Source organism: Odoribacter sp. AF15-53, assembly GCF_003479425.1.
In the GTDB taxonomy this organism is placed as follows: domain Bacteria; phylum Bacteroidota; class Bacteroidia; order Bacteroidales; family Marinifilaceae; genus Butyricimonas.
Genome location: NZ_QUHC01000007.1, coordinates 1 through 16428, shown reverse-complemented (window position 1 = coordinate 16428; position 16428 = coordinate 1). Strand labels below are relative to the sequence as shown.

Annotated in this window: 13 protein-coding genes and 1 tRNA gene; 4 read left to right on the top strand and 10 right to left on the bottom strand. The window is 41.3% G+C overall.

Annotation, left to right across the window (positions count from 1 at the left end; genetic code table 11):
• Window positions 1-14: 14 nt before the first annotated feature.
• The 4 genes from DWW52_RS14305 to DWW52_RS14285 form a co-directional block, all read right to left on the bottom strand.
• Window positions 15-1190, bottom strand: a complete 1176-nt coding sequence (locus tag DWW52_RS14305; RefSeq protein ID WP_118716190.1) for an AAA family ATPase — start codon at window positions 1188-1190, stop codon at window positions 15-17.
• A 603-nt stretch (window positions 1191-1793) separates the two neighbouring features.
• On the bottom strand, window positions 1794-3806 hold the full coding sequence (gene rho, locus DWW52_RS14295) for a transcription termination factor Rho (RefSeq protein WP_118716188.1): 2013 nt from the start codon (window positions 3804-3806) through the stop codon (window positions 1794-1796).
• Between the two features lie 127 nt (window positions 3807-3933).
• Window positions 3934-4560: a 16S rRNA (guanine(527)-N(7))-methyltransferase RsmG gene (gene rsmG / locus DWW52_RS14290; protein WP_118716187.1), complete on the bottom strand. Its 627-nt coding sequence runs from the start codon at window positions 4558-4560 to the stop codon at window positions 3934-3936.
• 11 nt (window positions 4561-4571) lie between these two features.
• A complete protein-coding gene (locus tag DWW52_RS14285) occupies window positions 4572-5564 on the bottom strand; it encodes a lysylphosphatidylglycerol synthase transmembrane domain-containing protein (RefSeq protein WP_118716186.1) in 993 nt (330 codons plus the stop codon).
• 129 nt (window positions 5565-5693) lie between these two features.
• Between DWW52_RS14285 and rsmA the strand changes: the two genes are divergently transcribed.
• From rsmA to DWW52_RS14270, 3 genes are all read left to right on the top strand, one after another.
• Window positions 5694-6482: a 16S rRNA (adenine(1518)-N(6)/adenine(1519)-N(6))-dimethyltransferase RsmA gene (gene rsmA / locus DWW52_RS14280; protein WP_118716185.1), complete on the top strand. Its 789-nt coding sequence runs from the start codon at window positions 5694-5696 to the stop codon at window positions 6480-6482.
• A gap of 26 nt (window positions 6483-6508) precedes the next feature.
• Window positions 6509-7876: a magnesium transporter gene (gene mgtE / locus DWW52_RS14275; RefSeq protein ID WP_118716184.1), complete on the top strand. Its 1368-nt coding sequence runs from the start codon at window positions 6509-6511 to the stop codon at window positions 7874-7876.
• A gap of 230 nt (window positions 7877-8106) precedes the next feature.
• Window positions 8107-9414 (top strand): acetyl-CoA hydrolase/transferase family protein, encoded by a 1308-nt coding sequence (locus tag DWW52_RS14270; RefSeq protein WP_118716183.1) that lies wholly within the window; start codon window positions 8107-8109, stop codon window positions 9412-9414.
• Between the two features lie 54 nt (window positions 9415-9468).
• On the opposite strand, the gene DWW52_RS14265 is transcribed toward DWW52_RS14270, so the two are convergent.
• From DWW52_RS14265 to DWW52_RS14245, 5 genes are all read right to left on the bottom strand, one after another.
• Complete coding sequence (locus DWW52_RS14265) at window positions 9469-9846, bottom strand: thiol-disulfide oxidoreductase DCC family protein (protein ID WP_118716182.1); 378 nt, start codon at window positions 9844-9846, stop codon at window positions 9469-9471.
• A gap of 70 nt (window positions 9847-9916) precedes the next feature.
• The gene (locus tag DWW52_RS14260; protein WP_118716348.1) at window positions 9917-10420 is read right to left on the bottom strand and encodes a flavodoxin; all 504 of its coding nucleotides are present in this window, start codon (window positions 10418-10420) and stop codon (window positions 9917-9919) included.
• Window positions 10421-10440: 20 nt separating this feature from the next.
• A complete protein-coding gene (locus DWW52_RS14255) occupies window positions 10441-12474 on the bottom strand; it encodes a thiamine pyrophosphate-dependent enzyme (RefSeq protein ID WP_118716181.1) in 2034 nt (677 codons plus the stop codon).
• Window positions 12475-12493: 19 nt separating this feature from the next.
• Window positions 12494-13774, bottom strand: a complete 1281-nt coding sequence (locus DWW52_RS14250) for a dihydrolipoamide acetyltransferase family protein (RefSeq protein ID WP_118716180.1) — start codon at window positions 13772-13774, stop codon at window positions 12494-12496.
• Window positions 13775-13886: 112 nt separating this feature from the next.
• Window positions 13887-14621: a lipoate--protein ligase family protein gene (locus DWW52_RS14245; protein ID WP_118716179.1), complete on the bottom strand. Its 735-nt coding sequence runs from the start codon at window positions 14619-14621 to the stop codon at window positions 13887-13889.
• A gap of 204 nt (window positions 14622-14825) precedes the next feature.
• On the opposite strand from DWW52_RS14245, the gene DWW52_RS14240 reads away from it, so the two are divergent.
• On the top strand, window positions 14826-16175 hold the full coding sequence (locus DWW52_RS14240; protein ID WP_199692002.1) for a deoxyguanosinetriphosphate triphosphohydrolase: 1350 nt from the start codon (window positions 14826-14828) through the stop codon (window positions 16173-16175).
• 121 nt (window positions 16176-16296) lie between these two features.
• Here the strand turns inward: DWW52_RS14240 and DWW52_RS14235 are convergent.
• Window positions 16297-16370: transfer RNA gene (locus DWW52_RS14235), tRNA-Met, on the bottom strand.
• Between the last annotated feature and the right edge of the window lie 58 nt (window positions 16371-16428).

Sequence of the window (16428 nt, the reverse complement as noted above, 5' to 3'; positions counted from 1 at the left end):
AGATTTTATTTCTCTCAATACACAAAACCGGCGAGCCACAAAGGAATTACATTCTTCTTTCCCCGTTCGATCATATCGGTCATCAGAATTACTGAATCCCGGACCCGCCCTTTATCTCCTTGTTGCCGTACGGAAACCTCGTACTTCTGGTTCACTAGCAAATCCTCGTTTCCCGAATAATTCAATTTCGCCACGGCACACAATTGGCTTATCAAAAAAGATTTCCGGACCATCGTCGAATCCGTCTTATCCAAACAAACCGCGTTCAGCAAGTTCGGGTTGTGCAGAAACACTTGGTTCGGTTTCAATCCATTCTCGTCATCACTCTCCCGGTCAAACAACAAGGTCAACAACCTCGCATTCTTCATGTAATGCAGGTAATTCAACACCGTTGCACGGGAAACACCAATCTGGGTACTCAACTTACTGATATTAATATTACTGTTACCGTTCGCCACGATAAAAAGCAATTGTTTCAATTTCGTCAAGTACTTCAGTTCAATCTGATTATTGTACGGTATATCAAACTCTAATGTTAAGTTGATATTTTTCAGCAAATAATCAATATGTGATTTCTCTTCCAAATATATGGGATAATAACCATATTTCAAATAGTTATTAAAAAAAGCTAACGGACGTACCTTTCCCAATATATCATCCACGATCTCCTCGTGACTCTCCACGATCTCCTCGAACGAATAGACTGGGAACTTGTATCCCGTCTCCAATTCTAGAAATTCCCGAAACGATAAACCACTCAGGTTATACATTTCCACGATCCCATGCAAATACTTGTTGGATTTGATACGCAATATCGAAGAGGCCGTGAACACGATCTGCAAATCAGGGAAACGGTCATAAGCATCGCGCAACTCTTTATCCCAGTTCGGATATTTGTGAATTTGGTCCAGTAATAAAACTTTTCCACCCAACTTGTAAAAACGCTCCACAAAATTAAATAATCCCTCCATCGCAAAAAACAAATTATTGATATTCACGTAAAGACAGGAAGGATCGTTCATATAATACTCTTTGCAAAAAGCCAAAAGAAAATTCGTTTTTCCCACACCCCGACTCCCTTTAATCGCAATCAAACGGGCACGGGTATCAATCGTGTCGAGCAATCCCCGCCGGATAGCAGAAGTACGTTCCTTTAACAGTATCTTATATGTGTTACGTAAACTCTCCATTCTTTTTATTTTGCCATGCAAAGGTAATAAAAAAGCCACATTTTGCAATGTAGATGTTGCAAAACATACTTTTCATGGCAATTTAAAACCAATCAACACTATGCCCACCCCCAAACACTATATAAAGTATCTACTATGTCATTAGTAAATAAATACCTACCTATCATTCAAGCATATTTCTACAGATAGCCAATATACGTCAAAAAGAACCCAATATACAAACAGGGTTGATCCAAAAATCAATTTTATCGAGGATGAATGCTAGGGGGATGCAAGATGAATGCTTGATGATGATAATGAACTCCCTATCGGACATAAATAAGATCATAATTAAGACTGGATTTTCCCCGGCGGAATACAAGCTTTGCAGCATCGCTTCCGGGAAAATCACACTTCCCTTCTCCTTGAAGAGAAGATGTAAAAAAAGAGGCTATCTGAAAAGTCTCTTCCCTATAAAATCACTACCCCCTCCGGCTCCCCCTTACACAGGGGGAGGGGTGATTACCAAGCGGGTTCCCCTCCTGTGTAAGGAGGGGCTAGGGGTGGTAGTTCTACGTAAATTGACTTTTCAGACAGCCTCTTTTCTATATCTAAACCGATAAACTATTTATCATTCATAGAAATCAAAAACTCTTCATTGGATTTCGTTTTTTCCAACCGATCCTTCACGAACTGCATAGCTTCCACGGAATTCATATCCGTCAGATAATTACGCAATATCCAGATGCGATTCAACGTGTAATCCTCCAACAGCAAATCATCACGACGCGTACTGGATGCTGTAATATCCACGGCCGGGTAAATACGACGGTTGGACAATTTGCGATCCAATTGCAACTCCATGTTTCCCGTTCCCTTGAACTCCTCGAAGATCACATCATCCATCTTGGAACCGGTCTCGGTCAAGGCCGTCGCCAGAATCGTCAAAGAGCCTCCGTTCTCGATGTTACGGGCAGCCCCGAAGAAACGTTTCGGTTTGTGTAACGCGTTAGCATCCACTCCACCGGAAAGAACCTTACCGGATGCCGGAGATACCGTGTTATACGCACGAGCCAGACGAGTGATTGAATCCAACAGGATCACCACGTCGTGACCGCACTCAACCATACGTTTCGCTTTCTCCAACACGATATTAGCCACCTTCACATGACGTTCAGCCGGTTCGTCGAAAGTCGAAGCAATCACCTCTGCATTCACGCTACGGGCCATGTCGGTTACCTCCTCCGGGCGCTCGTCAATCAACAATATAATCAGATATACTTCGGGATGATTAGCCGAAATAGCATTTGCGATCTCTTTCAGCAACATGGTCTTACCTGTTTTCGGCTGTGCAACGATCAAACCACGTTGTCCTTTACCGATCGGAGCGAACATATCAACCACGCGAGTTGAAATCGTTGCTCTTCCGCTTCCGGTCAAATTAAACTTCTCATTCGGGAAAAGCGGGGTTAAATGATCGAAAGGAATACGGTCACGCACGGCTTCCGGTGATTTACCATTAATCTTTGAAACTTTAATCAACGGGAAATATTTCTCTCCTTCTTTCGGGGGACGTACTGTTCCTTCCACGGTATCACCGGTTGACAAACCAAACAACTTGATTTGACTTTGAGACACATATATATCATCCGGAGAATTTAAGTAATTGTAGTCTGACGATCTCAGGAATCCATACCCGTCAGGCATTATTTCCAACACGCCCGAGTTCAAAATAATTCCTTCGAACTCGTAATATTTATCGCGCTTGTCAAAACGCATTTTATTGGGACTCTCTCTTCTTTCTTCGGATTCAGACGAAACAGTTTCATAATTTTCTCCTTCAGTTTCATCTTTAACAGCAGGAACATCTTCTGTATCATCAAATGCTTCCTCTTCCACATCTTGACGAATCGTATCCTCGTCTCTCTCTACACGTTTGTTACGTTTGATAAATTTCGGACGATTCATTCTTTCAACTGGTTGTTCCGCCTTTTGCTGCTCTTCAGCCACATTCTCCTCCTTCGTCTCTTCTTTCACTTCTTCGACCTTGGCAACATCCTGGTTTTCTTGTTTCCGGCTACGCTTATCAAAGAATTTACGCTCTTTTTTAGGAGCGGCTGGTTCTCGTTGTGGTTGCTCGGTCTCCTCCTCTTTTTTCTCTGTTTCTTTTGATTTTTCAGAAACCGCATCAGCCTTCTTCTCTACAATAATTCCATTCTCCGTGCGACTGAATACCAAATCCTTATCCAAAATATCACTATGTACAACATTAATAGGCTGAGCTTCTTCAACCGGCAATTGGGTCTCTTTCTTCTCGACAATTTCCTTAGCTACTTCGGGTTTAGGCTGTTCGGGTTTTACCTCAGCTTTTTTATCTTTATTCCGGTTGAATTTAGGCAGACCGCCTTTCGAATCTCCGACTTTCTCGGCCCCTCCTCTTATCACTCTCACACGAGGTTTCTTCTCCTTGGGTTCAACAGGCGCGGTCTCTTCGGTAGCTATCATGGCCTGTTGATCTAAAATTTTGTATATTAATTCTTTCTTTTTAAAGGATTCGATCCTTTTAACATTCAGTTCTTTTGCAATTTGACGCAAATCTGAAAGTAACTTTTCATTCAGTTCTAAAATATCGTACATACAGTCACGTTATATTTGGATAATTCTCATTACGTAAGTAAAATCACCCGGCATGAACCAGGTGGAAATGTAAACTGGGACAAATTTAATAAGAATTATTCTTATTCCCAAATCGTTAGTAGAAAAATTATTTAATATGCTTCATGAAAATTAATTTTTTTGTCTCGAAAAACTCTTCTTCAAAAAAATCAGGAATATTATAAATAGAAATTTTGTCTTTAAAATTCTTCACTTCTTCTTCAAAATCCCCACCTTTCAAATACAGGATTCCATTAGGCAAATCATTAAAACCGCCCTCCCGAATCCGCTTCCGAGTCAACGCGACGAAGGCAGGAAAAGCCGTCACGGCACGACTCACGATAAAGTCAAACTTTTCCTTCATTGTCTCCACCCGCAATTGTTTCGCCGTCACGTTCTTCAATCCTAACGCCGCGGCAACTCCCTCCACTACCTTAATCTTCTTCCCGATAGAATCCACCAGAAAAAAGTCGACTTCAGGAAACATGATCGCCAAGGGAATTCCGGGAAAACCTCCCCCTGTACCGACATCCAACACTTTAGTCCCCGCCTTGAAGGTGATGACTTTCGCTATCGCCAAAGAATGCAAAACGTGATGCACGCTTAATTCATCTATATCCTTCCTAGAAATCACGTTAATTTTCTCGTTCCATTCCCGGTAAAGCCCGTTCAACAGCCGGAACTGTTCTATCTGCGTTTCACTCAACCCGGTAAAATACCTTTCAACAATATCCATAAAACTGAAATTTATTTACGATTATATATCGGTAAGAACAACAAGCACAACACGCCGACCACGATATATAACAAGGTCATTGTTCCATGCGTCAGCAAAGCAAAAGTTTTTGCAAGGCTGGTAATCTCTTCCGTGTGTGGCAAATAGATCAACAACGCGGCAATCACCATAAAATGCCATGCACCTACCCCACCTTGCACGGGAGCCACCATTCCATAACTGGAAAGTACAAAGACGGTCAATCCCACCATGGGACCCAAATGTGATGTAAACTGAAAACAGAAGAAACAAACATACAACATCAAGTAGTACATCAGCCAAATGAAAATCGTATGCCCGATAAACAACCATTTATGTTCCACGTCTTTCACCGTCAACAATCCCTCCTTCATTCCCGATAAAAAATGATGTAACCGGGTGAAAAAAGAACCTTTTCGCACGAACCAGAAAAAACCGGCAATTCCCAAGACGAACACGATCAACACGACTAACGTCCAAGGCGAATGAAGCATCGCATATAATTTCTGCTTGATCTCTTCATTATTATCCAAAAAAATCCCCACTTGCTTGAACTGAGTGAGCACGACGATCAACGTCAATGCCAACAACATGAGCATATCAAACACCCGCTCGGTTACCACCGTCCCCAACAGCTTCGAAAAAGGCACATTTTCATATTTACTCACGACCCCGCATCGGGTAAATTCTCCCATACGCGGGATAGCCATATTCGCGAAATAGCCGATCATCACCCCCATAAAACTATTCATGAACGAAATCTGGTATCCCATGGATTTCGTCAACATTTGCCAACGCATGGACCGGCTCACGTGACTGAGTAGTCCTAAAACTATAGCTACCCATATCCACGTGTAATCAACATCATCACGCAACACTTTCATCAAATCGTCAAAATTCTGATCCCGATACACCAGCCAGAACAAAAAAATTGTTACCAGCAAAAAGGCAAAAAACTTGATAGTCTGTTTATAAAATGGCTTCATCCGCAAATTTTGTCAAGATTGACACTCCAATAATTTTCACAAATCAAAATAAAATCATTATTTTGTAAGTCGATTGCAAAAGTATATAAATAATTGGAAGTTTAACCCATAACACCCTGATTTCATTCTATGAGTATAGTTAGAGCCAAAAAACATTTGGGCCAACATTTCTTGAAAGACCAGAACATCGCCTACAAAATTACGGCTAGTTTGCTACCCGTCACGAAAGGAGTTCTGGAAATTGGTCCGGGAATGGGTGTATTGACACGCCATTTATTTAATAACACTAAATTCTCGGTACTCGCTATCGACATTGATCAAGAATCCATTGATTACCTGCACGAAGAACTACCGGAACACAAACAACAGATCATATATGGAGATTTCTTGAAATCGGACATTCGAAAATTTTACACGGACCCCTTCTCCATTATCGGAAATCTTCCTTATAATATCTCGTCGCAAATCTTTTTCCGCGTACTGGAAAACCGGGACTTGATCCCCCAAGTCGTGTGCATGATTCAAAAAGAAGTAGCGGAACGAATAAGCGCTCCCCATGGGAACAAGACATACGGGATATTAAGCGTGTTTTTGCAAACATTTTACGACATAGAATATCTATTCACTGTCGGAGAACAAGTTTTTGACCCACCCCCAAAAGTGAAATCCGCCGTAATCCGGCTCATCCGCAACAAACGGGAAAAACTCGATTGCGACGAAAAACTTTTTTTCAATGTCGTGAAATCAGGTTTCAACCAACGCCGGAAAACATTGAGAAACTCTTTAAAATCAATTATCCCGCCGGATTTTGCGTCAGAAACATTATCTTTGCGACCGGAACAATTAAGCGTCGAAGATTTCATCACGTTATGTCAAGAAATTGGAAATGCCAAAAAGAACGAACTCGGAAAGGTGTAGTTTCAGAATTTTAAATTTTATAGTCTATGCAACAGTTTGAACTCTCTGAAGAACTAGTTTCCCACATTGAGGAACTAATCAAAGCGAATAATAAAGAAGATGTTTCCAAACTGGTAGAGCCTCTTCATCCGGCAGATATTGCCGAAATCATGAATGAATTGGACACCGAGGAAGCTCAGTTTTTATTCCTGCTGCTGGACGAAGAAAAAGCCGGAGATGTTCTGGCCGAAATTGAAGAAGACGAAAGAAAACGTTTCATTGACTCGTTTCCCCCGGAAATTATAGCTAAACGTTTCGTGGACAACATGGACACGGATGATGCTGCCGACCTTGTTGGTAGTATGCCCAATGAACAACAGCAAGAAGTCCTTTCGCACATGGATGACTTGGAACAAGCCGGGGATATTGTCGACCTACTACATTATGACGAAGACTCAGCCGGAGGACTTATGGCGAAAGAACTTGTAAAAGTCAACGAGAACTGGACGGTGCTCACCTGCCTCCGCGAGCTCAGTCGACAAGCCGAAAATCTGGATGAAATATTCTATATCTACGTCGTGGACGATGACAATATCTTAAAAGGAAGATTATCTTTAAAAAAGATGATTCTCTCCCCTACCTCGACTAAAATCAAAAATATATACAATCCGGAAGTCACATACGTGAACACGGATGAATCAGCGGAATCCGTGGGACGCATCATGCAAAAGTATGACTTGGTTGCCATTCCGGTCGTCGACTCGATCGGACGCCTTGTCGGGCGTATCACCATTGATGACGTTGTCGACGTTATCCGGGAAGAAGCAGAAAAAGACTACCAGATGATGTCCGGTATCTCTCAAGACGTGGAGTCATCCGATACAATCTGGGAACAAACAAAAGCACGTCTCCCGTGGTTGATCATCGGATTGTTCGGGGGGATGCTGGCAGCTTACATGATTTCTTTTTACGAGGCGGACATCGCCCTGTTTCCCGCCACGGCCATGTTCATCCCCGTGATCACCGCCATGGGAGGAAACGTGGGCATCCAATCTTCGGCAATCGTGGTAAAAGGACTTGCTTCCAACTCTCTAAGTTCTAAAAACATTCTTCAGAGTATATCCAAAGAATTATCGTGTGCAACTATAAATGCCTGTATCTGCTCATCTATTATTTTCATCCTGTCCCTCTGCTTCAATCTCACGTCTCTCGCCATGCCAATCACGGTGACATTATCCCTGTTCATCGTGATCATGTTCGCTTCCATGTTCGGAACGGCATTTCCTTTGTTACTCAATAAATTTAAAATAGACCCGGCCCTCGCAACCGGTCCCTTTATTACCCTCACGAATGACATTATCGGCTTAAACATTTACCTGTTCACCGGAAAAGCTATTTTAGGTTGGCTCATGTGAAGTAATAGTGTTTTATAGCATATCCCCAACAGACATATTTACTAAAAATAAAAACTCTCAAGCCCCAGCTTTATGGCCGAAATTTACAAGCGTTCATCCAGCTTGTACTCGTTGCCTGTAATAATTACGGAAAAAATTGTTTAATTAAAAGAGTGTTGCTAACTTGCAGCCCGTTTTAAGAGGTATGCTAATAATAACATCATAAGAAATTTAAAACAAAATAACTTGCTATGTATCAAGGAATAAAAACAGTATCATTTGAAGAGGCTGTAAAAGTTGTAAAATCCGGAGACCGGATTCATATTCACAGCGTGGCCTGCGCCCCTCAAGGTCTAATTCAAGCCCTTTGTAATAGAGGACGTGCCGGAGAATTGAAAGACGTGAAGTTACAACACCTGCACACGGAAGGAAGCGCTCCTTACTCGGAAGCTGAATTCGAAGGAATCTTCTCTTTGGAATCCTATTTCGTGGGAAGTAATGTTCGTAAACAAACACAAGCTGGTTACGCCGACTATGTTCCCGTTCATTTGAGCGAGACTCAAAAACTCATCAGAAGCGGAATTCACCCGATTGATGTTGCCATGATTCAGGTTTGTCCTCCTGACAAACACGGGTTTGTTTCCATGGGTACTTCTGTTGATGCCACGTTGGCTGCCGTGCAAAATGCAAAAACAGTAATCGGAGTCATCAACCCGAACGTGCCGAGAGCATGGGGTGATGCCATTATCAAATTATCGGATATCGATATCTTCTGCGAAGATAACACCCCGTTAATCGAGGCTCATCCGGCAAGCTTAACCGAACAGGATATCGCTATCGGCCGCAATGCCGCTTCTTTGATCGAGGACGGTGCCACCCTTCAAATGGGTATCGGTGCAATCCCGAATGCCGTACTCTCTCAATTAGGGAACCACAAAAACTTAGGTATCCACACCGAGATGTTCGCTGACGGCGTATTACCTTTGTATGAAAAAGGAGTTATCAACAACATGAACAAAAAATTCGATAAGGGTAAAATCGTTTCTACCTTCTTGATGGGTTCCAAACGAGTATATGACTTTATCGATGATAATCCAGGTGTTGCCATGATGGACGTCGGCTACACGAACGATCCGTTCATTATCGCTCAACAACCTAAAATGACTGCTATCAACTCGGCGTTATCAGTAGATATCACCGGACAGGTAAATGCCGATTCTCTTGGTATCAAATTCTACAGCGGTTGCGGTGGGCAATTAGATTTTATCCGCGGAGCTGCTGCCAGTGAAGGCGGAAAACCGATTATCGCTTTACCCGCTGTAACCAATAAAGGTGTTAGCAAAATCACCCCGACCTTATTAGATGGTGCTGGTGTTGTAACTACCCGTTTTGACGTGCACTATATCGTTACGGAATTCGGTGTTGCCAACCTTTACGGGAAAACGCTTCAGGATAGAGCTAAAGAGATCATCAAAATTGCTCATCCAGATCATCGGGAAGCTCTTGATCAAGCCGCTTTTGAAAGATTTGGTAGTCACTATCATTTCATTAAAAAATAAAATCCTCATAAACGTCACAAGTTTACGGATAAAAAAAGTAACCAAAATATTTGGTTACTTTTTTTTATCAGGTAATAGGCAGGTTTCCCGTTTACCCCATAAGCGATATCTTAAACGAGCAACGAAATTATATATAGGGTCACGCACGAAAGAAGGAACGATAATCAAACAATAATAAAATATCTGCCATCCCTTCCCGATATCTTTCAAAATATGTAGTATAGCATCTGACCGGATAAAATAATAATTATCTTTCACATAGACAACAGAATCATTCCCATTCGTTACAATTCCCAATCTCTTCATCAGGCATTTACCTGTTTCCGATTGCAAGGGAATAAAACAAAATCGCACAGAAGAGGATTTCCGGAGAATAAACTTCACCGTTGAGCTACATAAATTACAATATCCATCAAATAACACGATCTGCATACAAAAAATTTAAACAGTCCCCCGAAAAATTCTCCCGTAATCTATTCTCCACGGGGAACCACTCGTAATATTATACAAATTCTTTTTTCAATTGTCCGGTCCATGCCTTGACACGTTTATCCGTCTTATCTGGTTGGTTTTCCAGATCAATAGCAAGCCCTAACAAACGATCGTTCTTTAACGCTCGCGATTGATTGAATTGATAACCCTCCGATGATGTATAGCCTACTATCATAGCACCTGCCTGTTCGAGTACTTCAGCAAGGATTCCGATACCATCAACGAAGTTATCGGGATAATTCACCTGATCTCCCAAACCGAATATCGCTATTTTCTTGTTTTTCAGATTCAAAGTTTTCAATTCGGGAATCAATTCATCCCAATAAGTCGGTAACTCTCCATCGAACCAAGTTGAAGAACCTATAATAATATTATCATAGGACTCAAATTCTTTTTTCCAGACATTGTCAACGGGAATAACATCAACATCATTCATGAATTCATGTTTGATTTTTTCCGCCACCAGAGCTGTATTGAAAGAATCTGTCTTATAAAATAATCCTATCTTTTTCATCATGCCATTTCTATATATAATTAATACTCCAGTAACTCCTTGGCTGCTTTAAAAATTTTATCTTCACCGGGAAGAATTGCCCGCTCCAGCACCAAGTTAAAACCCACGGGGGTAAAAATCGAACCCACGCGTTGCACCGGGGCATCTAAATAACGGAACATCTCAGTCCCGATAGTTGCAGCCAACTCTGCCCCGAAACCAGAAAATACCTTATCCTCATGCACGACAAGTACTTTGCTTGTTTTCCGAACAGACGCAAATATAGTCTCTTTATCCAGCGGGATCAAGGAACGAATATCAACAACTTCAACATTTCCCCGGCCTTCTTTTGCCAAACGATCGGCCACCTTCAAACAAAGGTGAGTCGTATTCCCGTACGTGATAATACTCAGATCACCTCCTTCCCTACGTACACGAGCCTTACCAAAAGGGACTTCGAAATCATCAGGAACAACGGTTGCCGCATCCACTGAATTATACAAGGCTTTAGGCTCCAAAAACAAAGTAAAACCTTTAGAACGTATGCTTGTACGTAATAATCCAGCCGCATCATCCGCAAAAGAAGGACACACGATACGAGCTCCCGGAAGCGTAGTCAATGCACCCTCCACATTTTGAGAATGATACAAACCACCACCGATATATCCCCCGGAAGCTAAACGAAGCGTGATATTAGGTGTAAACTTTCCGTTACTACGCCAGTACTCGTGAGTACATTCCACGTATTGCTCAACAGCCGGCCAGAAATAGTCTGCAAACTCGGCTCCTTCAATAACAATATGTATTTTCGAATCAAAACGACACATCCCGTTAGCTGTCCCGACAATATAATCTTCGGCAATCGGGGCACTGAATACCCTAGCCTCCCCGAATTCCTGTTGCATACCTTTAGTGACATTAAAAACACCCCCCTTTTCCTTATTGGCAACATCTTGTCCCCAGATAAACGTATCCGGGTTATAACGGAATTCCGCTTTTAACGTTTCGTTCAAAGCGACAACCATCGTTTTTTTTTCTCCCTCTTGATCCTGAATACCATCCTTATACTTTTCAGGCTGGTATGGTTCTGGCAAAACAAACTTCAACACACTATCAGGTGTCGGGTCCGGAGCTGCTAAAGCCTTACGATGAGCCAAATTTTGCTCTTTTTTCACCTCGTCCTCAATCTGCAGTAACTCTTCCTCTGTGAATCGCTTGTAACGAATTAACATCCGGCGGAATTTGTACAACGGATCAGCCGCTTTCACGTAGGCTAATTCATTCTCATCCCGGTACAACGTATGCTTATCCGAGTTGGAATGTGAACCGATACGTACACAATTGGCCTGTACAATAACCGGATTACTCGTGGTGATAGCATATTCCCTAGCTTCCGCCATAGCATTCATCGAATCAAATACATCTTTTCCATTACAATGAATGATTTTCAGGTTTTTAAAGCCTGAAAAATTATCGGCCACCTTACGATTCGCCGTCTGTTTATTTTTAGGAACAGAAATTCCATACCCGTTATCCTGAATAACAAAAATAACAGGTAAACATTCAGTACTAGCCCCATTAATAGCCTCGTAAACAAATCCTTCTGACGTGGCGGACTCCCCGTGAGACGTTATAGCTACCCCCTTGTGTCCATAATATACCATAGACCTGGCCACACCGACAGCGTGCAAATCATGAGTTCCCGTGGCAGAAGATATATTTTCAATATGCCATTCCGGTTTAGCAAAATGATTCGACATATGCCGCCCACCGCTTCCTGGATCAGTCGCTTTGGAAATACCGTTCAATATAATTTCCTCCGCAGTCATTCCAGCCGAGAGAGTCGTAAGCAAATCCCGGTAATAAGGGAACAAAAAATCCTCGCCTCTTTTAAACACCTGCCCTATAGCCAACTGGATTCCGTCATGCCCGGCATAGGGAGCGTGAAATGACCAACCTAACGACTGTAACAGATACACCGGAGCCTTCTCATCCAAAGCCCGCCCCAAGGTCATAAGATGAAACCATTTCTTCAGGGTTTCCTTATCTGTATTCTTTATATCATATTTTTTCATACATCCTTATCCTATTAAATTAATTCCAATTTTCAAGAATATCCCCCACTCTTCTCAGAAATTGTCCGCCGAGAGCCCCGTCTATCACACGATGATCATAAGAAAGAGACAAATACATTTTGTGTCTGATAGCGATAACGTCACCATCCGGAGTTTCTATCACGGCAGGTTTCTTTTCAATATAGCCAACGCCTAGAATAGCAACTTGGGGTTGATTAATAATAGGTGTGCCAAAAAGACTTTTAAAAGTCCCGAAATTAGTAATCGTGAATGTTCCTCCTTCAATATCACCCGGTTGTAATTTATTTTCCCTGGCTTTGGTTGCCAACATATCAATAGTAACGGCCAACCCGTTCAGATTAAGATGATCCACATCATGTACCACTGGTACAATCAAATTCCCATCATGAAGTGAAACGGCGATACCAATATTAACACGTTTCTTCAATATGATATTATAACCATCCACGGAAGAATTTACCAAAGGATATTCGGCAAGAGCTTTTGCTGCGGCTTCAACAATTACCGGCATAAACGTAAGTTTAACATTCTCTTTCCGGAAGAACGCCTCTTTGTTTTTCTCCCGCCATTGGACCAATTTTGTGACATCTATTTCTATAACACTGGTTACATGCGGCGACACCTTCTTAGACATCACCATGTGATCGGCGATAAGCCGACGAACATAATCCATCGGACGTACTTCATCCTCGGAACTGACAAGCACGGGTGTTTGTTTTTGTTCTGCAACATTCTCCCGTATTTCTGTTTTTGCCTCTATGGCAGGAGCAGATTCGGAAACACCTTTTCTCTTCCGTTCTATATACTCGTTGATATCCTTTTTACTCAACCGTCCCAGATATCCGGTTCCTTTGATACGATTCAATTCATCATTCGGAATTTTAGCTTCTTGAGCTATCTGAAGCACGACAGGAGAATACCATCTTGAATCTTCTACTTCTTTACGAGAATTTTCGCTCAAAACATTCGTCGATTCCGAACCAGATACTTCCTCTTCTTTCAAATCCACATGTTCGGATTCTCCCGCTAAATTTTCTCCATCCATATCCACGGTTGCAACAACCGTACCGATAGGCACCACATCCCCTTCCTTAAAAAAGACCCGAACAATTTTCCCGGAAACAGGAGAAGGTATCTCTGCACTCACTTTTGCCGTGTTGACTTCAAATAACACGTCGTCTTCTTTTATGGTATCACCAACTTTTACGGACCAAGAAACGATAGTTCCTTCCGTGATACTCTCGCCCAACTTAGGCATCTTTATTTCAAATATAGTCATATCATCATTACTTTATAGCATTATTATTAAACATGAATTCTATACAATTCTGTTTTAAATGAATTATTTATTAAACGGATATGAATGTTCAAATGTTTAGCTATAAAGTCTTTTAAAAAGCCCTGTCAAATATCCATCGTGACGTGGCATATTTCTCTTTCTGAAGTTGCTCGATATCTGCTATCTCATCCGAACCCAAGTCATAAACTTGCCCATGTATATCAGCATGAAGAAAAAATTCAAAAACTCGTTTCCTAAAATCCTGAACACTTGAAGGAGCATCTAAATACGTAATAACATTGGCTACCGGACTCTTAACAGAAGGTATGGCAAATCTCCCGGAAGTACCTCTACACAAACCACTACCCGCAAGCGATGCCCTAAGAACGTCAAGATCCGTATTATAAAGTAACGTGCAATGATACATCACCCTGGTTTTGTAAATACATTGGGCACTTCCTGAAATTTTAAATTCATCAATATTTATTCCCAACCGAGAGTCCGGCTGGGCTCTGATACCGATCGAATTTAGAAATTGTAGAATCTGCCGGGTATATTTTCCAAAATCCGGAGTTTTCGTATTCTCTATAAATGTCAGATTGAGATTACCCAAATCGTGATAAACAGTTCCTCCCCCGGAATATCTTCGGGCGACACAAATAGATTTCTCTTTTGCAAAATCCATATTGACCTCCATATCCACGCATTGGTGTTTTCCCAAAACAACTGATGGCGTATTTTGCCATAACATAAAAATCGGTTCGGAATGATTCTTTAAAAGGAACTCTTCTGCCGCCAAATTGAAATAAATATTCGTAAAAAAATTATTTATATATAGTGTCCTCATAACGTCGTATAATAAAACATAGTTACATTTACGTGCACGCTCGTATTTAGGTTATTTGCAAAAAAATAAAGCTCAGTTGCTTCCTCTTCTTTTTATTACTACTTTTGTACAAACGGTTACAAGTTGAGCTTTTCGGCTCTTCAAGTGATAAATTCACTTCTAATTTTCAACTTGTAGCCTGTAACTTGTAATCTGCAACTATTTATGATGGACTGGAATAAATTATTATCATCAAGACGTTATCAACCGGGAAGTACTATAACCATGTTTCGTTCTCATGATCGTTCACAATTTCAAAGAGATTATGATCGACTGATTTTCTCTTCACCGTTCCGTCGTTTACAGAACAAAACACAAGTATTTCCTCTACCCGGAAACATCTTCGTGCATAATCGGTTAACCCATAGCCTAGAGGTGGCCAGCGTGGGGCGTTCCTTGGGAAATAAAATTGCCCAGTTTGTCAGAACAAAAGAAACAATGGAGCATCCCGAAATCTTGGAAGAAATCGGAACTATCGTCAGCACGGCTTGTCTCGCTCACGACTTAGGCAACCCTCCATTCGGTCATTCCGGGGAAGAAGCCATTTCCTATTTTTTCACGGAAGGAGAAGGACAATATTTAAAGAAACTTCTAACCGACGAAGAGTGGGCTGATATCAGCCATTTCGAAGGCAATGCGAATGCTTTTCGATTATTAACGCATAGTTTCAACGGACGACGTCCGGGAGGCTACACGATGACATTTACCACACTAGCCTCTATCGTGAAATATCCGTTTGAATCAAAAGCATCTCTTAAAGGCCATAAATACGGTTTTTTCCAAAGTGAAAAAGAAATCTACCAGGAAGTAGCTAAAGAACTCGGAATCATCCAGCTAAATGCGAAACCACTTCAATACGTTCGACACCCTCTCGTGTATCTTGTAGAAGCTGCTGATGATATCTGTTATCAGATCATGGATATCGAAGATTCGCACAAATTAAAAATTTTATCTTATGACGAAACAACACGAATTCTTCTTAATTTCTATGATAAAGACACGGATAAAGAAGATTTGAAAACAATTGCCAGAACGTTTAAAATCGTCACTGATAAAAACGAATATATCGCTTTTCTACGTGCAGGTATTATTAACAAACTAATCAACGCCTGTACAGACATATTCTGCGAGAATTACGATGCGATCATGAACGGTACATTCCAAGGTAGTTTAATTCAACACTTATCCGGGACTAACAAACAAGCTTACGACACTTGTACCGAATTAGCCTATTCTCGGATTTATCACACGAACATCGTTACCCAGATTCAAATTGCAGGTTTCAAAATTCTTGCCACCATACTAAAAGAATATATTGATGCTGTTTTAAAACCGGAAACTTACTATGCTCGAAACATCTTATCCGTTATGCCGGAACAATACAAAGTTCATCAAGACGACTCCATTTATACCAAAATACAGACGGTAACAGACTACGTATCGGGTATGACCGACTCCTATGCTCTAAGTTTGTACCGAAAAATCAAAGGTATCGAATTACCAGAAATTAGATAACTACGAATTTTCAATTAAAAAATTGGACATTCTAATTATAACTAGCGGTCTTAATTTTCCCTATATATAAAACAAAAAGTCTCCGAAATTTCGGAGACTTTCAGAACCTTTAGTTCTTTTGTAGCGAGAGGCGGGCTTGAACCGCCGACCTCATGATTATGAATCATGCGCTCTAACCAGCTGAGCTACCTCGCCATAAAATTGCTGAATTGCTTCAGCAATTTTCTAAATTCGGCATCGACCTACTCTCCCA